This is a genomic window from Bacillus sp. EB106-08-02-XG196 (assembly GCF_013396335.1).
Classification (GTDB): Bacteria; Bacillota; Bacilli; order Bacillales; family Cytobacillaceae; genus Neobacillus.
Map to the genome: position 1 here is coordinate 1 of NZ_JABWSY010000019.1, position 24986 is coordinate 24986.

General features: G+C 39.1%; 25 protein-coding genes. All 25 read right to left on the reverse strand.

Annotation, left to right across the window (positions count from 1 at the left end; all coding sequences use genetic code 11):
• Positions 1-93 precede the first annotated feature (93 nt).
• Positions 94-2172 carry a type I DNA topoisomerase gene (gene topA / locus MLOOGBEN_RS24230; RefSeq protein WP_179160859.1) on the reverse strand — a complete coding sequence of 693 codons (2079 nt, stop codon included), beginning with the start codon at positions 2170-2172 and terminating at the stop codon, positions 94-96.
• Between the two features lie 335 nt (positions 2173-2507).
• Positions 2508-3380 carry a DNA-processing protein DprA gene (gene dprA, locus MLOOGBEN_RS24235; RefSeq protein WP_179160860.1) on the reverse strand — a complete coding sequence of 291 codons (873 nt, stop codon included), beginning with the start codon at positions 3378-3380 and terminating at the stop codon, positions 2508-2510.
• Between the two features lie 69 nt (positions 3381-3449).
• A complete protein-coding gene (gene sucD, locus MLOOGBEN_RS24240) occupies positions 3450-4352 on the reverse strand; it encodes a succinate--CoA ligase subunit alpha (RefSeq protein WP_179160861.1) in 903 nt (300 codons plus the stop codon).
• Between the two features lie 23 nt (positions 4353-4375).
• Positions 4376-5536, reverse strand: coding sequence for an ADP-forming succinate--CoA ligase subunit beta (gene sucC / locus MLOOGBEN_RS24245; protein WP_179160862.1), 1161 nt, complete (start codon positions 5534-5536; stop codon positions 4376-4378).
• A gap of 221 nt (positions 5537-5757) precedes the next feature.
• The gene (locus tag MLOOGBEN_RS24250; protein ID WP_179160863.1) at positions 5758-6534 is read right to left on the reverse strand and encodes a ribonuclease HII; all 777 of its coding nucleotides are present in this window, start codon (positions 6532-6534) and stop codon (positions 5758-5760) included.
• Between the two features lie 93 nt (positions 6535-6627).
• Positions 6628-7503: a ribosome biogenesis GTPase YlqF gene (ylqF, locus tag MLOOGBEN_RS24255; RefSeq protein ID WP_179160864.1), complete on the reverse strand. Its 876-nt coding sequence runs from the start codon at positions 7501-7503 to the stop codon at positions 6628-6630.
• A gap of 18 nt (positions 7504-7521) precedes the next feature.
• Positions 7522-8073: a signal peptidase I gene (gene lepB / locus MLOOGBEN_RS24260; protein WP_179160865.1), complete on the reverse strand. Its 552-nt coding sequence runs from the start codon at positions 8071-8073 to the stop codon at positions 7522-7524.
• 82 nt (positions 8074-8155) lie between these two features.
• A complete protein-coding gene (gene rplS, locus MLOOGBEN_RS24265; protein ID WP_095247673.1) occupies positions 8156-8500 on the reverse strand; it encodes a 50S ribosomal protein L19 in 345 nt (114 codons plus the stop codon).
• A gap of 147 nt (positions 8501-8647) precedes the next feature.
• Complete coding sequence (gene trmD / locus MLOOGBEN_RS24270) at positions 8648-9388, reverse strand: tRNA (guanosine(37)-N1)-methyltransferase TrmD (RefSeq protein ID WP_179160971.1); 741 nt, start codon at positions 9386-9388, stop codon at positions 8648-8650.
• On the reverse strand, positions 9388-9906 hold the full coding sequence (gene rimM / locus MLOOGBEN_RS24275) for a ribosome maturation factor RimM (protein WP_179160866.1): 519 nt from the start codon (positions 9904-9906) through the stop codon (positions 9388-9390). The genes trmD and rimM overlap by 1 nt, the downstream gene beginning before the upstream one ends.
• A gap of 14 nt (positions 9907-9920) precedes the next feature.
• The gene (locus MLOOGBEN_RS24280; protein ID WP_179160867.1) at positions 9921-10307 is read right to left on the reverse strand and encodes a YlqD family protein; all 387 of its coding nucleotides are present in this window, start codon (positions 10305-10307) and stop codon (positions 9921-9923) included.
• A gap of 86 nt (positions 10308-10393) precedes the next feature.
• Positions 10394-10624 carry a KH domain-containing protein gene (locus MLOOGBEN_RS24285; protein WP_179160868.1) on the reverse strand — a complete coding sequence of 77 codons (231 nt, stop codon included), beginning with the start codon at positions 10622-10624 and terminating at the stop codon, positions 10394-10396.
• A gap of 5 nt (positions 10625-10629) precedes the next feature.
• Positions 10630-10902, reverse strand: coding sequence for a 30S ribosomal protein S16 (gene rpsP / locus MLOOGBEN_RS24290; RefSeq protein WP_179160869.1), 273 nt, complete (start codon positions 10900-10902; stop codon positions 10630-10632).
• Between the two features lie 108 nt (positions 10903-11010).
• Complete coding sequence (gene ffh, locus MLOOGBEN_RS24295; protein ID WP_179160870.1) at positions 11011-12363, reverse strand: signal recognition particle protein; 1353 nt, start codon at positions 12361-12363, stop codon at positions 11011-11013.
• Between the two features lie 12 nt (positions 12364-12375).
• On the reverse strand, positions 12376-12708 hold the full coding sequence (locus MLOOGBEN_RS24300) for a putative DNA-binding protein (protein WP_179160871.1): 333 nt from the start codon (positions 12706-12708) through the stop codon (positions 12376-12378).
• A gap of 85 nt (positions 12709-12793) precedes the next feature.
• The gene (ftsY, locus tag MLOOGBEN_RS24305) at positions 12794-13783 is read right to left on the reverse strand and encodes a signal recognition particle-docking protein FtsY (RefSeq protein ID WP_179160872.1); all 990 of its coding nucleotides are present in this window, start codon (positions 13781-13783) and stop codon (positions 12794-12796) included.
• Between the two features lie 20 nt (positions 13784-13803).
• Positions 13804-17370, reverse strand: coding sequence for a chromosome segregation protein SMC (smc, locus tag MLOOGBEN_RS24310; RefSeq protein WP_179160873.1), 3567 nt, complete (start codon positions 17368-17370; stop codon positions 13804-13806).
• Positions 17371-17424: 54 nt separating this feature from the next.
• Positions 17425-18168: a ribonuclease III gene (rnc, locus tag MLOOGBEN_RS24315; RefSeq protein ID WP_133369426.1), complete on the reverse strand. Its 744-nt coding sequence runs from the start codon at positions 18166-18168 to the stop codon at positions 17425-17427.
• Positions 18169-18334: 166 nt separating this feature from the next.
• Positions 18335-18568, reverse strand: coding sequence for an acyl carrier protein (locus tag MLOOGBEN_RS24320; protein WP_095247684.1), 234 nt, complete (start codon positions 18566-18568; stop codon positions 18335-18337).
• A 69-nt stretch (positions 18569-18637) separates the two neighbouring features.
• On the reverse strand, positions 18638-19381 hold the full coding sequence (gene fabG, locus MLOOGBEN_RS24325; RefSeq protein WP_179160874.1) for a 3-oxoacyl-[acyl-carrier-protein] reductase: 744 nt from the start codon (positions 19379-19381) through the stop codon (positions 18638-18640).
• Positions 19378-20325, reverse strand: coding sequence for an ACP S-malonyltransferase (gene fabD, locus MLOOGBEN_RS24330; RefSeq protein WP_179160875.1), 948 nt, complete (start codon positions 20323-20325; stop codon positions 19378-19380). Before fabD ends, fabG begins: the two co-directional genes overlap by 4 nt.
• Positions 20326-20339: 14 nt before the next feature.
• Positions 20340-21344 (reverse strand): phosphate acyltransferase PlsX, encoded by a 1005-nt coding sequence (plsX, locus tag MLOOGBEN_RS24335; RefSeq protein WP_179160876.1) that lies wholly within the window; start codon positions 21342-21344, stop codon positions 20340-20342.
• On the reverse strand, positions 21341-21925 hold the full coding sequence (gene fapR, locus MLOOGBEN_RS24340) for a transcription factor FapR (protein WP_179160877.1): 585 nt from the start codon (positions 21923-21925) through the stop codon (positions 21341-21343). Before fapR ends, plsX begins: the two co-directional genes overlap by 4 nt.
• A gap of 117 nt (positions 21926-22042) precedes the next feature.
• Entirely contained in the window at positions 22043-24091 is a 2049-nt protein-coding gene (recG, locus tag MLOOGBEN_RS24345; protein WP_179160878.1) for an ATP-dependent DNA helicase RecG, read from the reverse strand.
• Between the two features lies 1 nt (position 24092).
• The gene (sdaAA, locus tag MLOOGBEN_RS24350; protein WP_179160879.1) at positions 24093-24971 is read right to left on the reverse strand and encodes an L-serine ammonia-lyase, iron-sulfur-dependent, subunit alpha; all 879 of its coding nucleotides are present in this window, start codon (positions 24969-24971) and stop codon (positions 24093-24095) included.
• Positions 24972-24986: the final 15 nt, after the last annotated feature.

A 24986-nucleotide genomic window follows, 5' to 3' on the forward strand; every position in this document is an offset into this window, starting at 1 on the left:
TTTTTTGAAAAATCGTAGGTTAGACTCTGATAAAATAAAAAATTGCCGAGAAAGATACCCTTTCTCGACAATCTGAGTGAGCTGAGCTCACCCTTAACTTTGTGGTTCTTCTTTGTAATCACATTCCGTACATTGTACTTGGACGCCTTTTTTTAATTTCTTTTCAACAAGCGTTCCTTCGCATTTAGGACAGGCTCTTGGTAAAGGTTTATCCCAGGAAATAAATTCGCATCCCGGAAATGTGTCACAGCCGTAAAAGATTCTTTTCTTCTTACTTTTACGCTCAATGATATTTCCTTCTTTACATTTTGGACAAGTAACGCCAATTTCTTTTACAATGGCTTTTGTATTACGGCAATCCGGGAAATTGCTGCATGCCATAAATTTACCGTATCTGCCCATTTTAAATACCATTGGGCTTGTGCATAATTCACAATCCTCGCCTGCTGGCTCATCCTTAATTTCAACAGACTGCATCTCTTTTTCTGCAATAACAAGATGCTTCTCAAATTCTTGATAAAAACCATCAATGATTTCAACCCAGCGTACTTTACCATCCTCAACATTATCTAAATCCTGCTCCATTTTGGCAGTAAAATCAGCATTGATAATATCTGGAAAGAATTCAAGAATCAATTCATCAACAATTTCACCTAATTCAGTAGGGACAAATCGTTTATTATCTAGTGTGACATATCCACGCTTTTGGATTGTATCCAAAGTTGGCGCATAGGTGGATGGACGTCCAATGCCTAGTTCTTCAAGTGTTCTAACCAATCTAGCCTCTGTATACCTTGGCGGCGGCTGTGTAAAATGTTGTTTTGGTTCAATATCCTTTTTGAACACAACATCGCCTTCTTGAAGATTTGGAAGCATTTTGTCACGTTCTTCAACCTGATCATCTGAACCTTCCACGTATAGCTTCATAAATCCAGGAAACTTTATTTTTGATCCGGTTGCACGGAATATGACATTTCCATTCTGTAAGTCAACGCTCATTGTATCCATAACAGCCTGGGCCATTTGACTGGCTAAGAATCGTTCCCAAATTAATTTATAGAGACGAAGTTGGTCTCTTGATAGAAATTGTTTCAAACTATTTGGTTCGCGTAATGTACTTGTCGGGCGGATAGCTTCGTGAGCATCCTGTGCATTTGATTGTTTTTTCTCTTTTCTTTGTTCTTCTTTTAAGTATTCCTGGCCATATTCCTGAAGAATATAATCCGCAGCCTCTTTTTGAGCTACTTCGGATATACGAGTTGAGTCTGTCCTCATATAGGTGATAAGACCAACTGTTCCAGACGAACCAAGCTCAATTCCCTCGTATAATTGCTGTGCCAGCATCATGGTTTTCTTAGCACGGAAATTGAGTTTTCTAGCCGCTTCCTGCTGAAGGGAGGAAGTGATAAACGGTGGAGAAGGATTTCGTTTACGCTCTTTTTTAGTTACCGAAACCACCTTGAAATTATCGCCTTCCATTTTTTTAAAAATCTCTTCAACATCCTGTTTTGATTTCAGTTCTGTTTTTTCTTTGTTAGCTAAAGAGAAATAAGAAGCACTAAAATGATCCTTTCCCTTAACCAACTCCCCTTCAATTGTCCAATATTCTTCAGGTACAAATGCTTTTATTTCCTTTTCTCGTTCGATGATTAATCGGACTGCAGTAGATTGAACTCGTCCTGCACTTAATCCTTTTTTCACTTTTTTCCAAAGAAGCGGGCTAATATTATATCCAACTAAACGATCTAGAATCCTTCTAGCCTGCTGAGCATCGACTAAATCCATATTGATTGGACGCGGGTGCTTAAAGGATTCTTTAATTGCTTCTTTTGTAATTTCATTAAATACAACACGACAATCTGAATGTATATCTACATTTAAGCTATGTGCAAGGTGCCAGGCAATTGCTTCCCCTTCGCGATCCGGGTCAGCCGCGAGAAAAACTTTTTTTGCTTTTTTTGCGGCTGTTTTTAATTCCTTTAATACTGGACCTTTGCCGCGAATCGTAATGTATTTCGGTTCGTAACTATTTTCAACGTTTACACCCATTTGACTTCTAGGTAGATCCCGTACGTGCCCCATGGATGCTTTTACTTTATATTTATTGCCTAAATAGCGTTCAATTGTTTTCGCTTTTGCGGGTGATTCAACAATTACAAGAAACTCTGACATGCAAATTATCCTCCTCAAGTACTTACAAAAACCTTATCCCTGATTTTTTCCATTTATATGATCATTTTTTAAAAATTGGAAAAAGTATTCATAATTAATACTTCTTATTCTTAAACAAATACCTATTGATGTCAATAACGACGAAACCGTTTACAACTAGTTAATGATAATAATACGCCAAATTATTCCTATTTACACATTCTTTTTTTCAAATATCTGTTGGAAAATGTATAACATATTAGAAATAATTTCAAGCTTTTTTAGAATAAATCTCCAATAATATGAAAAAAACTTTAAAAAACTGCGAATTTATTTTAAATAAAATTGAAATTCAATTAAGGGTATAACCGAAGTTCATCTAAAATATCCTCGCTGCTCATTACAGGTTTTGCCCCCTGCTGAATTAGGTCATTTGTACCCAATGAATACGGATTAAAGATACTTCCAGGCAGCGAAAAAACTTCACGGCCTTCATTGACCGCATAATTAGCCGTGATCAGAGATCCACTTTTTCGTTTTGCTTCTATTATAAATGTCCCGTTTGACATCCCGCTGATGATTCGGTTGCGGGCTGGAAAATGCCATCGTTCCGGCTTCGTATTTGGCGGATATTCTGAAACAACTAGCTGTGTTTTCATCATTTCTCTTGCTAATTCAGTATTTTCCTTAGGATATATACGATTCAATCCACCAGCTATTACAGCAATGGTATCTCCGCCATTCTTCATTGCGTTCTCATGCGCGAGAGTATCTATACCATTAGCTAAACCGCTGACAATAACCACTCCTGTTTCCACTAATGGTGGAAACAGTAACCGAATGGCACTCTTACCATACTGGGTTGCCTGTCGGGAACCTACTACTGCAAGCTTTGGCTGTTTTGCAAGTAAAGAGAGATTTCCTTTTGCAAATAACACCCAAGGTGGCTGATAGATTTCTTTTAATAGGCTGGGATAATTTTCATCAAGGATTGTTATAGCCTTTATTCCGTTTTTTTCATATTGTCGGATTTGTTCAATGATGATTTCGGATTGTAAAAAAGTTGTGGAAGGAAGGTTTGTGTGTGCAGTGGAAGAGAATAAGTTTTGTTGGATGTAACGCGGTTTCATTTGGAGAGATGGGTCTCTCATTATATATTGTAAAACTGCACTCCACGAAATACCTGGGTAGTGCATTAAAGCAATGAGTTTTTCTCTAATATCATCCATACTTTGCCTCCATTATTAATGAAAAAAGAAGAAATAGTCCCTCGTTTGAAGGGACTATTTCTACTATTCTTAGTGTGTTATACACTTATCATATATACCTTGTTCTTTTAGGACTTCAATTAACGTTTCACCCATAACAGATGGTGTGTCAGCAACTTTAATTCCGCATTCATTCATAACACGAATTTTCTCATCTGCTGTACCTTTACCGCCTGAAATGATTGCACCAGCATGGCCCATACGCTTTCCAGGAGGTGCTGTACGGCCGCCGATAAAGCCGACAACAGGTTTAGTCATATTTGCCTTTACCCACTCAGCCGCTTCTTCCTCAGCTGTACCGCCAATTTCACCAATCATGATAACGGCATATGTTTCCGGATCTTCATTAAATGCTTTTAAGACATCGATGAAGTTTGTGCCATTAACTGGGTCGCCGCCGATTCCCACAGCAGTAGTTTGACCAATTCCTGCTTGTGTTAACTGATGAACAGCTTCATACGTTAGTGTTCCAGAGCGGGAAACAACGCCAACATGACCTTTTGTATGGATGTATCCAGGCATGATACCAATTTTACATTCATCTGCCGTGATAACACCTGGGCAGTTAGGACCTACCAAGCGCGTCTTTTTACCTTCCATATAACGTTTAACCTTAACCATATCTAATACTGGAATGTGCTCAGTAATACAGATGGCTAAATCCAATTCAGCATCAACCGCTTCGATAATAGCATCGGCTGCAAATGGTGCTGGAACATAGATAACAGAAGCAGTAGCGCCTGTAACAGCAACAGCCTCTTTCACTGTATTATAAACTGGTACTCCTTCAACCTCCATGCCGCCTTTTCCAGGAGTGGTCCCAGCAACAATTTGTGTTCCGTATTCAAGCATTTGTTTTGTATGAAAAAGGGCAGTTGAACCTGTAATCCCTTGCACAATTACTTTTGTATCTTTATTAATAAAAACGCTCACGTTAATTCCCCTTTCTTTCGATCCTATTTCACAAGTGAAACGATTTTTTGTGCACCGTCAGCCATTGATTCTGCAGGAGTGATAGCCAAACCAGACTCAGCAAGAATTTTCTTACCTAAATCAACGTTTGTTCCCTCTAAACGCACAACCAGAGGTACACTTAGTTGAACCTGCTTAGCAGCCTCTACAACACCCTCAGCAATGACATCACATTTCATGATTCCGCCAAAAATATTAACAAAAATACCTTTTACGTTTGGATCAGAAAGGATAATTTTGAATGCTTCTGTAACTTTCTCAGCTGTTGCACCGCCCCCAACATCAAGGAAGTTTGCCGGATCGCCGCCATAGTGCTTAACAATATCCATTGTTGCCATTGCAAGGCCGGCACCATTTACCATACAGCCGATATTTCCATCTAATGAAATATAACTTAAATCATATTTAGATGCTTCGATTTCCTTTGGATCTTCTTCTTCAAGATCACGGTATTCAAGTATATCTTTTTGACGATATAAAGCATTTGAGTCAAAGTTTAACTTTGCATCTAGTGCCATTACTTTTCCATCTCCAGTTACAACCAATGGGTTGATTTCGGCGATTGAACAATCCTTTTCAATGTAGGCACTATATAAGCCCATCATGAATTTAACAGCTTGATTTACTAACTCTTTTGGAATGTTGATATTGAATGCAATGCGGCGTGCCTGATATGGCATTAAGCCAACAACCGGATCAATTTCTTCTTTGAAGATTTTCTCCGGAGTTTTTTCTGCTACTTCTTCAATTTCAGTTCCGCCCTCTTCAGATGCCATAAGCACAACTTTTGAAGTAGCACGGTCTAAGACAAGGCCCACGTAATATTCTTTTTTAATATCGCAGCCCTCTTCAATTAATAGTCGCTTTACTTCTTTACCTTCAGGACCAGTTTGGTGTGTAACCAAAGTTTTTCCGAGGATTTCGCTTGCATATGTACGCACTTCTTCAAGGTTTTTAGCAACCTTTACTCCGCCGGCTTTACCCCTGCCGCCAGCATGGATTTGCGCCTTTACTACACATACTTGTGTACCTAATTCCTTTGCGGCTTCCACTGCTTCTTCAACACTGAATGCCACTTTGCCATTAGGAACACTTACCCCATATTTTCTGAGGATTTCTTTCCCCTGATACTCATGGATATTCATTTCCCATCCTCCTATCAAACTCTTCAAAAAATTGACTCCGTTTTCATTTTATAGAATGACAGATACCTTGTCCACCATTATGCGTAAAAAAATTATTATCCTCATAATATTATGAATTCTCACGCCCAGCAAATAAAGCGCTTTCATAAAATATGAAGCCAAAAATTAACAACTAATTACTTTTTAACAATAACAAAACAAGCAATAAGCAGCTTGTTTTGTTATTGTTCTTGAAACATGTCCTTAATTGGCGCAAAGCTCTTTCGATGATAGGGCGTAATGTCATGCTTTTGAATCGCCAAGATATGTTCTTTTGTCCCATACCCCATGTTACGCTCGAAGCCATATTCCGGAAATTCAGCTGATAATTTTATCATAAGAGAATCTCTTGCCACTTTTGCTACGATGGAAGCTGCCGCTATCGAAACGCTCTTCGCATCCCCTTTTATGATAGGCTCAACAATATAAGGTGTTTCTAGCTTTACAGCGTCAACCAGTAAAATCTCTGGATTTATAGTTAGTGAAGCAATTGCCGCTTTCATCGCCTTTTTAGTAGCTTCGTAAATATTGATAGAATCAACTTCAGCTGCATCAATCATTGCGACACTAACAGCTATTGCTTTACTTCTAATGATTTCATCATATTCAGTCCGCTTTTTCTCTGAAAGTTTTTTTGAATCATCAATACCTGGTAAGTAAAAATCCTTTGGTAAAATAACTGCCGCTGCTACTACTGGACCTGCAAGCGGCCCCCTGCCTACTTCGTCGACACCAGCAATATATTTATATCCCTGGACACGCCATTTATTTTCATAGACATTCATTTCAAGAAACTTTTCCTGAAGTTGTCGTTCTTGTTCCATTTTCCTATGCCATTTATGTATTAAATGTTGAACCCCTTTACGCTCATCCTGCTGGAGTTTTTGGAATATAGGGTCACTTTCAGCCTTGATGCCATTAAGCTGTTGTTCTATTTCTGCTATTGTCTGTACTTTCATTTTCTTCACCCGTTGTAATAATACCTTCTCCTCCGTTTATTTACAATGACCAAAAATAAACAAAAAAACTCACCACATGGAGAGTTCATTTGTTTATTTATTTTCAATTTTATCCGCTATATCGCTAGGTCTTTCGAAAGTCACCGGTCCAAATTTCTCAGATCTAATTTCTCTAATAACTAACTCTGAAACTTTATCATAGTCAACGACTCCCCCAGCCCCAAGACAGCCTCTAAGCTCACCAATTTGGTCAAACATCTCCACGACGTTTTCTGGGACTGATTCAAGCTTATAGCGGTCCTTAAGTCTCTCTGGATAATTCTCTTCTAAAAACTTAATCGAAAAAACAACGAGGTCCTGCAAATTCAGAAGAGTGTCTTTGATTGCTCCCGTTACAGCTAACTTCTTTCCAACCTCTTGGTCTTCAAACTTTGGCCATAGAATTCCCGGGGTATCTAATAACTCTAACTCTTTTCCTACTTTAATCCACTGCTGTGCTTTTGTTACTCCTGGCATATTTCCTGTCTTTGCAATGTTTTTCTTTGCAAGTCGATTGATTAATGTTGATTTTCCGGCATTGGGGATTCCAACAATCATGGCACGAATGGCTCTTGGATTGACAACACCCTTTGCTCTTAATCGATCAAACTTGTCCTTTAAGATTTCATGGGATGCCTTTACAATATCCTTCATACCCTCTCCAGCTTGAGAGTTAATAGCGATTGCTTTTATTCCTCTCTTAGCAAAATAGGCAATCCATTCTTTTGTGATTGCTTTATCTGCTAAATCGGCTTTATTTAAGAGGACCAGTCTTGGTTTATGTTGAATAATTACATCAATCATTGGGTTGCGAGACGAATATGGAATTCTTGCATCCACCAATTCGTAAATAATATCTACTAGTTTTAATTTTTCCGTGACTTCTCTTCGAGCCTTTGCCATATGGCCTGGAAACCATTGGATTGTCAAAGCAGCCACCTCCTAAATCTATTTCACGATGTGTGCATCTTTTAATGGCCAGTATACAATACTTGTTTTACCGATTATTTTGTCCATTGCGATGGTTCCAATATGCCTGCTGTCTTTGCTGAAACGACGGTTATCCCCCATTACGAACAATTCCCCTTCTGGTACTATTTCAGTACCTGCAGGAGTTTCTTCAAGTGTAAAAGGATCAGTTAGAGGGCCTTCGACTTTCTTCTTGTACTCATCCAAATAAGGTTCTTCGTACGCTTTTCCATTTACATATAAAGTATCATCTTTATATTCGATACGGTCACCTGGAAGTCCGATGACTCTTTTTATATAATCCTTCTGTTCAGGCGCATGAAAGACGATAATATCAAACCGTTTTGGCTCACCTATATTATAGCTTAGCTTGTTCACTATCATACGGTCTTGGTGTTGCAGCGTGGGCATCATCGATAGCCCGTCTACTACAATTGGTGCAAAAAGAAAGTAACGAATGACAGCTGCCAATACAACTGCAATTAAAAGCGCCTTCGTCCATTCCCAAAGTTCATTTTTCTTCTTAATCATCTTTTGTTCCCCACCAATCACAAAAAAATGTTTGATAAGATATGTACGAAAAAAGAGCTTGCAAAGCAAGCTCCTTCTTTTATTATCGAATTTCTTTAATACGAGCTTTTTTACCACGAAGTTTACGTAAGTAGTATAGCTTAGCACGGCGAACTTTACCGCGGCGCAATACTTCAAGCTTCGCAATTTTAGGTGTGTGTACAGGGAAAGTACGCTCAACGCCTACTCCGTAAGATACCTTACGAACTGTGAAAGTTTCGCTAATGCCACCACCACGACGCTTAATCACTACACCTTCGAATAACTGAATACGCTCACGAGTACCCTCGACAACCTTAACGTGTACACGTACAGTATCACCAGGACGAAACGCAGGTAAATCAGAACGAAGTTGTTCTTTTGTGATTTCTTCAATCAAATGTTGCATCGTTTTCATCTCCTTCCAACAGACGCTCATGCACATCTACTATCCTATTTCATTGCAGCGGAACATCTTTATAAGACCATACTGAATACGTTACTCAGCTCAAGTCACAAGTAGTATCTTAACATAAAAGACAACTTCATGCAATATCTACTCATATTCTTTTTTTATTTCATTCAGCCATTTTTCCTGTTCCTTGCTTAATTCTATTTTTTCTAATAGGTCTGGCCTCCTAAGGAGTGTTCGTCGTAAAGCTTCCTTGTTTCGCCATTCTTCAATTAATCGATGATTTCCTTGCAGGAGGACCTCTGGGACCTTCATTCCACGAAAGTCAGATGGTCTAGTATAATGCGGATGCTCCAAAAGACCCGTGCTGAAAGAATCTTTCATATGTGACTCTTCATTTCCTAAGACCTCTGGTAAGAGACGAACGACACTATCAATCACAACCATCGCTCCAAGCTCTCCACCAGTTAACACATAATCACCGATTGATATTTCATCACTTACCACATGTTCACGTATTCTCTCATCGTATCCCTCATAATGGCCGCATACGAAAATAAGATGTTTCTCTTTCGCTAATTCCTCTGCTAGCTTTTGATCATACCGTTTTCCTTGAGGACAAAGCAGGATCACTCTTGAAGCATTACTTTCCGCTTGTTCCTTTAATGCTGAAACTGCATCAAAGAGAGGCTGCGGCTTTAAGACCATACCTGCCCCACCGCCATAGGGGTAGTCGTCTACGGTTTGATGTTTATTATCAGCATAGTCACGGAAATTGACAATATTATAGTGAACAGCAGCTTTTTCAGCAGCCTTATGTAAAATGGAATGCCCAAGCACTCCTGAGAACATCTCAGGAAATAACGTCAGTACATCTATTTTCATCATGAAAGCAGCCCTTCCATTGGTTCAATTAAGATAACCTTTTCCTTCACATCCACTTTTTTCACAACATCCTCAATATAAGGAATCAATATTTCCTTGCCTGCAGGTGATTTAATTACCCATACGTCGTTAGCACCGGGAGATAATATCTCCATAACCTTACCAATTTCCTCACCGCCAGTTGTAGCAACCAAGCATCCGATAATTTCATGGTAATAATATTCATCTTCTTCAAGATTTCCAAGTTGGGATTCTGGCACCTTAATAATTCCGTCCCTAAACTTTTCAACCTCGTTGATATTTTCAAATCCCTCAAAGGTAAGTAAATTAAAATTTTTGTGACTTCGGTGGGTTTTTACCTTTAATTCAATCGGCTTACTAGATCCAGGCATAAACAAATACAATATATTCCCCACTTTATACCGTTGTTCTGGGAAATCAGTTTTAGAAATTACCCTTACTTCACCTCTGATTCCGTGTGTATTGACGATTTTACCAACATTAAACCATTTTTCCATTCTTTTCGTCACCTCTATCTTATTTCCTCAATTATGCCGTCTTTTATAATAATGGTTGTTTGCTCCATTACTTCATCCCAATTGTCGCCCGCCTTTACTTCAACAAGGGCTTGTACTTCTTTTTGCTTTAATTCGCTGCCTAATGGTAGCATATGTAGTTGTTCAATTTGAAACTCATAAAGCTTTTCTTTATCATGGCGTTTTTGCAGTTCTTTTTCAAAGTGACTCTTAAGTGCGCTCGATTGATACTTTTTGGCTTTTTCTAACTTTTTCAACTCAAATTGAAGCTGCTCATATTCTTTTTGCATCTGTAGTTTGCCTGCAAAATATTTATCATGCAGCTTCTGTTTGCTTTGTTCCGTTAAGATTTGCTTCACGATAACAGTTTGAATCAGTTGCATAAAATTGCTCCTCCTCCAAGCTTCTGTTTTTCTGATAGCAAAAAAGGGAGGAAATTCATTCCTCCCTTTCGTCTAGATGCAAAAAGCTATTCACCAATTTCTAGAAAAATTTTCTTTTGTTGTGATGATCCTGCTGCATATACAACAGTCCTTATGGCCTTTGCAACACGCCCTTGCTTTCCAATCACCTTTCCCATATCTGTCTTATTCACAGTTAGATGAAAAGTGATTCGTTGATCATCTTCGTTGACATTAACCTGAACATCTTCTGGAAAATCAACAAGGGGCTTAACAATCGTTTCAATTAATTGCTTCATAGTAGTTACTTGCTGTGCTTAGCATTATGGAATTTTTCCATGATGCCTTGGTTTGAGAAAAGGTTACGAACTGTATCAGATGGTTTAGCACCGTCTTGTAACCATTTAAGAGCCAAATCTTCGTTGATTTGGATTGCAGCTGGCTGCGCAACTGGATTGTAAGTTCCAATCACTTCAATGTAACGTCCGTCACGAGGAGAACGAGAATCTGCTGCTACGATACGATAGAAAGGAGTCTTTTTAGCTCCCATACGCTTTAAACGAATTTTTACTGCCATTTTAAATAAGCACCTCCGAATAGTTTCACACAAGATAGTATATTATCAATTATTAATTCATTTGTAAAGTGTTTTTTCTTTACAGTAGTATTGCCAATTTTTTCAATTTTAAAACGGTTTAAAAGGAAATTTAAATCCGCCTTTTTTCTTGCCCTTTTGCTGCATTCCTGTCATTTGTTTCATCATCTTCTTCATGTCCTCAAACTGTTTTAATAAACGGTTAACCTCAGGAACAGTTCTGCCGCTCCCTTTGGCAATCCTCTTTTTACGGTTTGAATTCAAGATCTCCGGATGTTCTTTTTCTGCTTTTGTCATTGATCGAATGATTGCTTCCACATGTGCAATTTGTTTTTCTTCGATTTGAACATTGTTCAAACCTTTAATTTTATTTGCACCAGGCATCATTTTTAATAGTTCATCAAGCGGCCCTAAATTACGGACTTGTCCCAGCTGCTCCAAAAAGTCATCAAGCGTAAAAGTAGCCGTCCGCATCTTTTGTTCAAGCTCTTTCGCCTTTTCCTCATCAACATTCGCCTGTGCTTTTTCTATTAGCGTTAAGACATCACCCATGCCAAGGATCCTTGAGGCCATGCGTTCGGGATGAAAAGGTTCAATTGCATCCATTTTTTCGCCTAAACCGACAAACTTAATCGGTGTTTGCGTAACAGCACGAATCGAAAGCGCAGCTCCTCCACGTGTGTCACCGTCAAGTTTCGTTAAGACTACCCCGGTCAAACCAAGCTGTTCATTAAAGCTTTGGGCAACATTAACGGCATCTTGACCAGTCATCGCATCCACAACAAGGAAAATTTCGTCTGGTTTCGTAAGTTCTTTAATATCCTTCAGTTCACCCATTAATGCTTCATCGACATGCAAACGTCCAGCAGTATCAATAAGGACGTAGTCATTATGATCTTCCTTTGCTTGCGCAATGGCTTGCTTTGCAATTTCGACCGGGCTAACTTGATCGCCAAGAGAAAATACAGGCATATCTAATTGTTTTCCCAGTGTTTGAAGCTGTTTAATGGCAGCAGGACGGTAAATATCAGCGGCTGCTAGCAGAGGCTTACGGTTGTACTTTTTACGAAGCAGGTTGGCAAGCTTTCCTGTAGTCGTCGTCTTACCGGCCCCCTGTAGCCCTACCATCATAATGACTGTTGGCGGACGATTAGAGGCAGCAATTTTGCTTTGTTCACCACCCATTAACTCCGTTAATTCTTCATTAACGATCTTAATGATCTGCTGGCCTGGTGTTAAGCTTTTTAGTACTTCTTGTCCTACTGCACGTTCGCTGACTTTTTTTACAAAATCCTTGACGACCTTAAAGTTAACGTCAGCCTCGAGTAACGCAAGACGGACTTCACGCATCATTTCTTTTACATCCGCTTCCGTAACTTTACCTTTTCCACGGATTTTTTGAATCGTATTCTGCAGTCGGTCGGCTAATCCTTCGAACGCCATTCATGCCGCCTCCTAATCTAATTTCTCAAGCTCGGCAACCATTTCCATCATCGCCTGCTTTGAAGGGTGTTCTTCGTTAAGCACTTCTTTTACATGCCTTAATAACTTGCTGCGCTCTTGAAATTTCTGAAATAGTAATAGCTTTTCTTCATACTCCTCAAGCATAGCTTCCGTACGTTTGATGTTATCATAGACAGCCTGACGGCTTACATCGTACTCTTCAGCGATTTCTCCAAGTGAGTAATCATCTAAATAATAGAGGGACATATAGCTTTGCTGCTTTGGTGTTAACAACGAATAATAGAAATCATAGAGATAATTTATTCGCGTTGTCTTTTCAAGCATGCGCATACCTCCCTTGTTAAGTGAAAAGCCTTTACAAATGTAGTTTACACAGTCATACACAGTCTGTCAAGAAAATATCTTTACATCAATTTACAGCATTATCCACTTGATCAGCGAATAAACCATATACATATTGCTCTGCGTTAAATTCCTGAAGATCATCCATTTTTTCACCAAGACCTACGTACTTTACAGGAATCTTCAATTCATTTCGAATGGCCAAAACAATACCGCCCTTTGCTGTCCCATCCAATTTTGAAAGAACAATCCCACTCACATTCGTGACCTCTTTGAAGGTTTTTGCCTGAATGAGCGCATTTTGACCAGTGGTTGCATCTAATACAAGCAGGACTTCGTGTGGTGCACCTGGTACCTCCCGTTCGATTACCCGTTTGACCTTTTCAAGTTCTTTCATCAAGTTAACTTTATTTTGTAAGCGCCCCGCTGTATCACAAATCAATATGTCCACTTTCCTCGACTTAGCAGCCTTTATCGCATCAAACATTACCGCAGCCGGATCAGAACCTTCTGCCTGTTTAATAACATCAACGCCGACTCTTTCTCCCCATACCTCTAACTGTTCGATCGCACCAGCACGGAAAGTATCACCAGCGGCTAATAGAACTGATTTCCCTTCACTTTTAAACTTATGACCAAGTTTTCCGATTGTCGTTGTTTTTCCTACACCATTAACACCAACAAATAAGATAACAGTAAGCCCATCCTCTTGAATATTCAATTTGGATGATTGCTCCTCACCAGCATTGTAAATTTCGACTAACTTCTCCGAAATAACACTTTGAACTTCCCCTGGGTCTTGTATATTTTGGCGTTTGACTTCCATCTTCAACTCTTCAATTAGTTTCATGACTGTATCGAAGCCTACATCTGCTTGTATTAAGATTTCTTCTAATTCCTCGAAGAAATCTTCATCCACTTTGCGGTACCTTGCAACAAGGTCATTCACTTTTCCAGAGAAGTTATTTCTTGTTTTCGAAAGACCATCTTTAAATTTTTCTGTAACACTTTCCGTTTGTTTCGTGATTTTCTCTTTTAATTTTTTAAAAAAACTCACCTTTCTTCACTTCCTATCCTTTAAGTTTCGACAAGCTCCTTCGTATCCTCAAGTCGGACAGAAACAAGCTTTGAGACACCTGATTCCTGCATGGTTACACCGTATAAAACATCTGCTTCTTCCATTGTTCCTTTTCTGTGAGTGATGACAATAAACTGGGTTTCTTCACTAAAACTCTTTAAATATTGACTAAATCTAAAAACGTTTGCTTCATCAAGAGCTGCTTCCACCTCGTCTAAAATGCAAAATGGAACTGGGCGGACTTTTAAAATGGAAAATAGCAAAGCAATGGCTGTTAATGCTCTCTCACCACCCGATAATAATCCAAGATTTTGCAGTTTTTTACCAGGCGGCTGTGCAACGATTTCTACTCCCGTATTTAATAAGTCCTCCGGCTGCGTAAGTTTTAAATCTGCTCTTCCGCCGCCAAATAATGCGCGGAACACAGGTTCAAAATGCTCACGAATTCCAGTAAAGGTCTGTTCAAAACGTTTTTTCATTTCTATATCCATTTCATCAATAACCTGATAAAGAGTATCCTTCGCCTCTTGAAGGTCGTTCTTTTGTTCAGTCAGAAATTCATAACGTTCAAAAACTCTCTCATATTCTTCAATGGCTCCAATATTCACACTGCCGAGTTCATCAATCGCCAGTTTTATCAGCTTTACTTTTTTCCTAGCTTCTTCCACTTGCAAGGTTAGTGGATATTGTTCCTTTGCACCCTCAAAGGAAAGCAAATATTCTTCTCTAAGATGCGCAAGTTTGTTTTCAAGTTCAACGTCTAAACGATTAATCTTTACTTCTTCATCCTTTAAAACTTCTACCATACCCTTATGAAGCCTCTTGATTTCCTTTGCTTCGAGCTCAGCATCTTCAAGGCCTGAAAGCATGTGGATACGTTCCTGCCTTCTTGAAGATATAAGGGCAATCGTTTGTTCCTTATCCTGCTGCTTACGTTTTGCGGCAACTTCCAACTGTTCTTCACCGGATGTACTGCCTTCCATCTCAGAGGTTAGCAGCATCAAATCCTCTGTATAAAGAGCCAGCCTCTCTTCACTTTCGTTTAAATCTTCTACTATCAAAGCTAATCGTTCTTTTGTATTTACAAACTGCTCATTTTTAGCTGCATACTCGACCTTTAAATCTGTTATTTCCTTTGTTAGTGTTTCTTTTGATGAGATATCATTTGTTTTTTGTTCTGTTAGTTTTGCAATTTGTTTATCTAAAGTTTCTAGCTTACCTTTAAAGCTAGTCATTGCTTCAAAGAGATCACTTTTACGATTGTTTAAGGATTTCTGTTCCTCTGTCAATTGGCCTTTTTCAAGATCATACATCGCCAAGCGATTATTAATATTCTTTTCATCGAATTCTGCTTCTCGGAGATCACCCTTTAACGTTTGTTCCTCTTGTCTTAATTCTTCTCCAAACTTTCGCATTGACTCTAGTTCTTGTTCTTGTGATTTAATATCTTGTTTTAAAGACTTAACCAAGTTTTCTAAACTAGAGGTTTTATCACTCATTACGATAATTTTTTCTTTCAACTCTTCAAGCTCGCCTTTTCTTGTCAATAAAGAGCTGGTTTTTTGCTTTTGTGCCCCGCCAGTCATCGAGCCTCCTGGGTTGACAATATCTCCATCCAACGTCACAAGTCGACAACGATACTGGAGGATTTTGGCCAGTTCGTTCGCGCCCTTTAAATCTTTCGTTATAACAACATTACCTAAAAGACTACTGATGACCTCGGTATATTTTGGATCGAAGCTTACTAAATCGACGGCACTCCCCACCAATGATGGATGGTTTTGAATGGAGTGTTGTTGTGAGGACGACAACACTCTGCCTTTTATTACGCTTAATGGTAAAAAAGTAGCCCTGCCGAATGAATTTTGTTTTAAGAAGGTGATAGCTGTACGGGCATTTTGTTCCGCATCCACGACGATATGCTGCAAGGCACCGCCTAATGCTGTTTCAATTGCTGTCTCGTATTCTTTTGGCACTTTGACTAGCTCAGCTACAGCTCCTTCAATCCCTGGAAGCTTATTTCCACGGGCTTTTAGTACTTCTTTTACCCCTTGAAAGAAACCTGAATAATCTTCTTCCAGCTCCTCAAGCATTTCTTTCCGTGATTTTGCCTGTTGAAGAATTTGATAGGCTTGATATAAGGTCTTTTCCTGCTTCTGATAATTGTTTTGAGCATTTTCAAGTTTTCGCTGCTTCTCCCTGAAACCCGTGACTTGATTTGATAGATTGCTTTGTACTTCATCTAGCGCTGATTGAATTTGTAACCTCTTCGTTTGAGAAACTTGTCTTTCCTCGATGAATTTTACATTTTCAGAGTCAAGGCGAGTGCTCTTTATTTCCTGCTGCTCAAGCTGCTGGTCGATATATTTCAGCTCGTTTTTCGCTCCAGCTTGGTCATTTATCAGTTCGATATATTCACTTTTTAAGGTTTCAATTTTTTCATCAATATTTTCCGTGAATAACGCTAATTTTACCTGTTTTTCTTTTAACAGATTTTGAAGAAAATTCACTTGTTGTGTCAGCTTTTTTACTAGTTCATCCTGTATATCTTTATTGCTTTTTAATTGAAAGATTTTATCCGTAAGTTCAGTAATACTTTTTTCAAGCTGAGCTCTATTTTGAGAAGCATTTTTCTTACGTTCTTTTAATACTTCTTTCCTGCCTTCTAGCTTTTCTAATTCTTCACTAGCATGCAGGAGAACATTTTGCAAATCAGTAATTGACTCATCGAGCGCAGCTATTTGATTCCTTGTTTCTTCTATTTTTGCTTCCTTTATCTGTAACTTAGACGAAAGCTTAATTTCTTCTTGCTGGTGTTCTTCGAGCTGAGTTGAAAACCGGGTCCACTTTTGATGTAAATCTTCAATATCGTACACCGTTAAGGCTACTTCTATTTTTTCAAGCTCTTCTTTTTTCTCTAAGTAATCCATTGCCATTGAAGCCTGTATCTTTAATGGTTCAACTTGTCCTTCAAGTTCGTGTAGTATATCATTTACTCGATTTAAATTATCCTGTGTTTCTATTAGTTTAGATTCTGCTTTTTTCTTACGATTTTTATATTTTAATACACCTGCAGCTTCTTCAAAGATTGTTCTTCGGTCCTCAGCCTTACTGTTGAGAATTTCTTCTACCTTCCCTTGGCTGATAATCGAGAACGCTTCTCTGCCAAGACCCGAGTCCATAAATAAATCAACAATATCCTTTAATCTGCAAGGTTGTTTATTAATTAAATATTCACTATCCCCAGAACGGGTGACTCTTCTCGTTACACTTACTTCATTGTAATCAATTGATAATCCTTCATCTTGATTATCAAGAGTCAGGGTCACTTCCGCATAATTTAACGGCTTTCTTGTATCGCTTCCCGCAAAAATGATATCTTCCATTTTAGAGCCTCTAAGTGATTTAGCAGATTGCTCACCCAATACCCAGCGAATTGCATCTGTTATATTACTTTTCCCACTTCCGTTTGGGCCGACTACAGCAGTGACTCCTTGAACAAAATCCACCCCAATACGATCTGCAAAAGATTTAAAGCCAATGATGTCCAACCGTTTTAAAAACATATCCTTATCCTCCCTAAAGCTTGGCCGGAATCTTCCTTAGCATTCTTATGTTGTTTAACTATGATGTTTTTGCTTTAAAACCTCCAGCGCCATTTGGGCGGCATGCTGTTCTGCTTCTTTTTTTGATTTACCCGTACCGATGCCTAATTCTTCACCATTTAAAGAAACTCTCGAAACAAATTCTTTACTATGGGCAGGACCTTTTTCAATTAATACTTTATATTCAATCAAACCTGTCCCATCTCTCTGGATTAATTCTTGAAGCTGGCTCTTAAAATCCATCACATGAGAAAAAGCACCCTCATTAATTTTAGGGAAAACCACTTTGTCTAGAAATTCAATTACTACCTCAAGTCCCTTATCCAGATATAACGCACCAATAAATGCCTCAAATACATCAGCCAAGAGCGCTGGGCGTTCCCTTCCCCCAGTCATTTCTTCTCCTTTTCCCAACAAAATTAATTTGCCAAAGCAAAGTTCGTTTGCCAAGATTACAAGCGAAGGCTCACATACGATAGCTGCACGCAGCTTTGTTAGCTCCCCTTCACTCATCATTGGATATTTCTGGAATAGGAATTTCGACACAGTGAGTTCTAGTACAGCGTCCCCTAAAAATTCAAGCCTCTCATTATCTTCATAAGGCTTTCTGCGATGCTCATTCACATAGGATGAATGAGTAAAAGCTTGTTTTAAAAGCTTTTCATTTTCAAAATGAATACCGATCTTGTCCTGAAAATCCTTAAATTGATTTTCTTTTGCGCGATTGTTCATTTCTTTTTCCTTACCTTTTCTGCGCATTAAAGTCTCCACCTTGCATATTTTTTACACACATACCTATCAATAGTTTAAGTAATCTCCAGTCAAAACGCAAAGAAACTTGGCAGTATTTTTGCAATTTGCCAAGTTCTATAATACAGAAAGAAGCTCCGTTTGAAAACGGAGCTTTTGAAAGAAATCCAACGAATTAATTCTTGCTATTTATGTAAGTAACAGCATCACCAACTGTGCTGATTTTTTCAGCATCATCGTCAGAAATTTCCATATCAAACTCATCTTCTAATTCCATAACTAGTTCAACTACGTCAAGGGAATCAGCACCAAGATCATCTTTGAATGAAGCTTCGAGCTTAACTTGTGATTCATCTACACCTAAACGGTCAACGATGATTTTTGTAACACGTTCTAATACCTCTGCCATTGTAGTTCACCTCCCCTCAAGCTATTATAGAGTATTTCGATAAAATAATAAATGTATAAAAAAATATTTTTACATTACCATTCCACCGTTAATGTGAAGCGTTTGTCCTGTAATATATGAAGCATCATCGGAAGCCAAGAAAGCTGTCATTTTAGCAATATCTTTAGGCTCACCTAACCGAGCTAGCGGAATTTGCTTTAACATCTCACCTTTTACCTCATCCGATAATTTATCTGTCATATCAGTGGTAATAAAGCCTGGTGCAATCGCATTTACTGTAATATTACGAGAAGCGAGCTCTTTTGCTGTCGTTTTCGTTAAACCAATGACACCGGCTTTTGCTGACACATAGTTAGCTTGTCCCGGATTACCACTTACACCAACAACTGAAGTGATATTAATGATACGACCCACACGCTGCTTCATCATTTGGCGGGTAACGCCTTTTGTACAAAGAAAAACGCCTTTAAGATTAATGTTAATCACATCATCCCATTCGTCTTCTTTCATTCTCATTAATAAATTGTCTTTTGTGATACCCGCATTATTAACAAGTATATCCAATTTACCAAAACGATCTACTGTTTCTTTAACCATAGCAGACACTTCTTCACTATTGGATACATCACATTTTATCGCAAATGCTTCTTTCCCAATAGCTTTTATTTCATCTACCACTTCATTCGCTTTACCTTCACTGCCAGCATAGTTGACTGCGACATTTGCTCCCTGTCTTGCAAGCTCGAGGGCAATTTCTCTTCCTATCCCTCTGGACGCACCCGTTACTAAGGCAACTTTTCCTTCTAAAGTCACAGATTTTCCTCCTTCAATGCCTCGATTACAGATTGACAGCTTTCCTCATCCGATATCGAGTACGTTTTGACACTGCGGTTGATTTTTTTAATTAACCCTGAAAGTACTTTCCCGGGACCAATCTCAATAAATGTATCAACACCTAAATCAATCATTTTCACAACAGAATCTTCCCATAATACAGGTGAGTATAGCTGTTCAATTAAATTTTCCTTAATTTCTGATGCTGTAGTCATTGGATTTGCCGAAACATTTGCAATCACTGGAATATGCGCATCCTTCATATCAAGACCATCTAAAACCTCACGTAATTCGCCAGCAGCAGGTTTCATTAATGAAGAATGGAATGGACCGCTGACTTCCAAAGGAATCGCTCTTTTTGCACCAGCTTCTTTCGCTTTTACCCCTGCAAGCTCAACACCTTTTCGTGATCCTGAGATAACAATTTGACCTGGACAATTCAAATTGGCAAGAGAAACAGGAAAGCCAGAGTTACTTACTTCAGCTGTTACTTCGGAAAGAGGTTCACGAGCAAGTCCTAAAATAGCTGCCATCGAACCTTCACCATTTGGAACTGCACCTTCCATAAATTCTCCTCTTTTTCTCACTGCAAAGACGCCATCCTCAAAGGTAAATGCCCCAGCTGCTACAAGTGCTGTATATTCACCCAGACTATGTCCAGCAACATAATCAGGCTTGATTGCAGATTTTTGGAATCTTTCTAGAATGGCCATACTTGTTGTTAATAGTGCTGGCTGTGTATTAACCGTTTTGGTCAATTCTTCTTGAGGTCCCTCAAATATAAGTTTACTTAATTCAACCGAAAGTGTTTCGTCTGCTTTATTAAAATATTGCATTACCTCAGGAAACTGCTCAGCAAGCTGCTGTCCCATACCTACCGTTTGTGAGCCCTGCCCTGGAAATACAAACGCTATTTTTCCCATTTGTGCACCCCTTCCTACACTTCTGAATTAGATGTCTTCTCATTTTCAATCGTTTTTTTTATGAGCCCGACAACATCCTTTTCAACCATTTCTCTTGTTTGACGAATCGCACTAAAAATTGCTTGTCCGTTTGAGGAGCCATGCGCTTTGATAACGGGGGCCTTAATGCCAAAAAGACCTGCACCGCCATACTCAGAATAGTCTAATGTGTTTTTTAAAATCTTGAATTCAGGTTTTAACACTGCGGCAGCAAGTTTACTTTTTACGCTGCTCATTAGCGTGGTTTTTAACATTTTAAACATAGATAGCGCTGTACCCTCTACGGTTTTCAACACCATATTACCAGTGAAACCATCCGTCACAACCACATCCGCTGCGCCATCAAGTAAATCCCTGGCTTCTACATTTCCAATAAAATTTAGATTTGCCTTTTTCAAAAGTACAAATGCCGCTTTTGTTAGGTCATTCCCTTTCTTTTCTTCCGTCCCGATATTTAGAAGACCAACCCGAGGGTTAGCTGTTCCTCTAACTTTTTCACAATAGATGGAACCCATTATGGCATATTGAAGCAAATGCTCAGGCTTTGCGTCTACATTTGCCCCGACATCCAATAATAGAAATCCTTCTCCGCCAATGGTTGGTAAAGTAGGTGTTAGTGCAGGCCGTTCTATCCCCTCAATCCTGCCTACAACAAACAATCCTGCAGCCATTAATGCACCTGTATTTCCTGCTGATATACAAGCGTCTGCATTCCCATCCGCTACTTGTTGTGCAGCTAATACCATGGAAGCCGTTTTCTTGCGCCGAACAGCTCTCACAGGTTCGTCCGTTCCGAGTATGACCTCCGTTGTATGTAAAATACTTATCCGTTCCGGATTTGTTAAGTATTCTTTAATTTTGGTTTCATCCCCAACTAAGGTTATATGTATATCTGAAAAAGCATCTACAGCTTTCATTGCACCGATTACGATTTCTTTAGGAGCATGGTCGCCACCCATTGCATCGATTGCTAACTTCATCTATTCTCATCCTTTAATGATTTTTCTGAACGGTACATTTCGAATTCACCTTTAAAAACAAGCTCGTTATTTACAAAACTTGTCACCTCGACAATGGTCCTGCCGATGCCGTCATCTATTTTAATAACTTTAGCTTTGGCAATCACTCGTTCACCTTGTTTAACTGAGCGTTTAAATTGTATGTTTGCTTTTGCTGTTAACGCCAATTCATCATTAATGACCGCTGTAGCAAGAGAATTTGCCTGTGCGAAAACATGATGGCCTCTGGCTATCTGGTTCCGAATAAAGACATGCTCCTCTTTCACATCGAGAATTGAAATGGCACTATGATCTAAATCAATATCAATAATTTCTCCAATTACTTCCTCGATCGGCAGAGACCGAACCTCATCTTCAAATTTTTTCTCTGCAACATATTTTATTCTTTCCCGCAATTCAGGAATCGACAATTCTAAACGATCAAGGCGAATTGTTTGCACACTTACTTGGAATTTATCTGCAAGGTCTTCATCGGTTATAAAAGGATTTTCCTTTATGGTCTCTTTTAACATTTGCTGACGTTCTTTTTTTGTTCTTCTCATAATCAAACACCGTCCGAGCTATTATGACTAGGTACTAATAGTAGTATAAAATTAGAAAAAGCAGATTGCAAGAATAAGTTTATATTCTTGCAATCTGCTTGAAGTTGTTTTTTTTGATTAATCTAGTTTTTCACCTTCTAAAACACCTGTTTCATCGAGCTGACTTCTAAGGAATTCATATTCATTTGCACTCCAAAAGGCCTTCGACTGGATCATGATGGAAGCGTCATTTCTAGCTGTTTCGAGTGTACGGTAATCATGAACCATATCTGCCAGCTTAAATTCTGGGACCCCACTTTGTTTTTTCCCAAAGAAGTCACCAGGTCCCCGTAATTCAAGGTCCTTTTCACTTAAAACGAATCCGTCATTTGTATCGGTCATAATTCTCATTCTCTCTTGACCGACTTCAGACTTTGGATCGGCTAACAAAATACAATAGGATTGGTCACTGCCTCTGCCTACTCTTCCTCGGAGTTGATGGAGCTGGGAAAGTCCAAACCTTTCGGCATCATATATAACCATCATTGTGGCGTTAGGAACATTGACTCCTACTTCTACAACTGTTGTTGATACCAGCACTTGTACCTCATTAATACTAAATGCCTTCATAATCGTATCTTTTTCTTCCGAGCTTAATCGTCCATGCATAAGTCCAACCTTATAACTATTTTGAAAGTGATGAGTTAGAGTGGTATGGACGTCAATGGCATTTTGAACATCCAGCTTGTCTGATTCTTCAATTAACGGGCAAATCACATAAGCCTGATGCCCCTTTACCAGTTCCTTTTCTACAAAAGAAAGGACTCTTCCCAACATATCCGGTTTTGCCCAGTAGGTTTCGATTGCTTTACGACCTGCAGGCATTTCATCGATGACGGATACATCCATCTCACCAAATACAGTAATCGCAAGCGTTCTTGGTATTGGAGTTGCCGTCATGAACAGAACATCAGGATTTTCTCCTTTTTCCCGTAACACTCTTCTTTGTTCAACACCAAAGCGGTGCTGTTCATCGGTTATCACAAACCCTAATTTCTTAAAAGAAACCTCATCCTGAATAAGAGCATGTGTCCCTATTAAAATATCGACTTTTCCTTCAGCTAAGTTTTGAAGAATTTCTCTTCTCCGTTTTCCCTTAACAGAACTCGTTAATAATTCACAGTTAAGTCCAAAAGGTTCTAATAGTCCCTTGAGAGATTCAGCGTGCTGTTCTGCTAAAATTTCTGTCGGAACCATTAATGCCCCTTGGTAACCTGCTGTAAAACTAGCATATAATCCAATTGCTGCCACCACCGTTTTCCCAGAACCCACATCACCTTGCAGGAGGCGATTCATTCTAAGCGGGGATTTTAGGTCTGTTAAAATCTCCGTTACAACGCGATTCTGCGCATTTGTCAACGGAAAAGGCAGAGATTGAATAAATTCCTCAACCTTTGTCACATGATAGTTTTGTTGTATTCCAGGTGCATGCTCCCGTTCAAATTTACGTAATGCCTGCATTTTTAGCTGAAATAGTAAAAATTCTTCATAAACTAAACGACGGCGCGCCTGTTTTACGTCCTCTTGGTTACCTGGAAAATGCATAGTTTTCATAGCATCACTGCGATTTAGCAAACGGTACTTTTTTACCAGAGAGAATGGCAGACTTTCTTCTATATATTTGCCAAATTGTTGAAAGGCAATCGAAATAAATTTCCGCATTCCTTTCGTCGTAATTTTTCCTTTAAGTGAGTAGACAGGCTCAAAGTCTTGTATTTTTGCATTTTGTCCGACCTGCATTTCACTAGCCGTAATCATTTGACGATGGGCATCCCACTTACCTGTAACGGTAATCGTTTCATTCATGATTATTTTACTTTTTAAGTACGGCTGGTTAAAAAATACAACTTTAATAAGATATTGCCCGACAAACATCCTAATCATCAACTTCGATTTCTTCCGGCCAAAATATGTAAGAGAAGGCTCACTATGAACCTTCCCTTCTACAGTAATTTTCTCTTCATGCTGAACTTCTGTAAGTTCACGAAGTCGATAATCTTCATAACGGTAAGGAAAATACTCTAATAAATCCTGAATTGTATATATTTTCATTTCCGCTAAACTCTCAGCTGTTTCTTCCCCAATGCCTTTTATTACGGTAACTGATTGTTTAAGATAATGATTCACTTTAGACGCGCGGAATACCGAAGATCTTGGCTTCGAGTTCACGACCTGTCGGAGTTGCCGCCAACCCTCCCTGTGCAGTTTCTTTTAAAGCTGTCGGCATGGTTAGTCCTATTTTATACATGGCATCAATGACTTCATCACATGGGATCCTGCTAGTAATACCCGCTAATGCCATATCTGCCGCCACCATCGCATTTGCGGCTCCCATTGCATTTCTTTTTACACACGGCACTTCTACCAAACCGGCGACAGGATCACATACCAGCCCAAGCATATTCTTTAGTGTTATCGCCATTGCTTCTGCGCATTGCTCTGGTGAACCTCCTGCCAGTTCAACAATAGCTGCCGCAGCCATTCCTGAAGCTGAACCAACTTCCGCCTGACAGCCGCCAGCTGCACCTGAAATCGAAGCATTATTAGCAACGACAAAGCCAAAAGCTCCCGCCGTGAAAAGAAATGCAACCATTTCCTCTCTAGTAGGATTTAGTTTTTCTTTCACAGCAAATAATGTTCCAGGCACAACTCCTGCAGAACCTGCAGTTGGTGTAGCACATATTGTTCCCATCGCGGCATTGACTTCGTTCGTCGCTACAGCTTTACTTACGGCATCAAGAACAGTTTTACCTGATAAGAAGTTACCTTTTTCAATATATTTTTGTAGAAGCACAGCATCCCCTCCTGTTAGACCAGAGTGAGATTTTACTCCTTTAATTCCCCGTTCAACCGCTTCCTCCATGACTCTTAAATTTCTATCCATAAAAGAAAGTACTTCTTCCCGGCTGCGTCCGGTGACATCCATTTCTTGCTCAATCATAATTTCTGAGATTTTTTTATTTTTGCTAATTGCAAGCTCTACTAACTCAGCAACGTTTCGAAACATATGCCATCCCCCTCG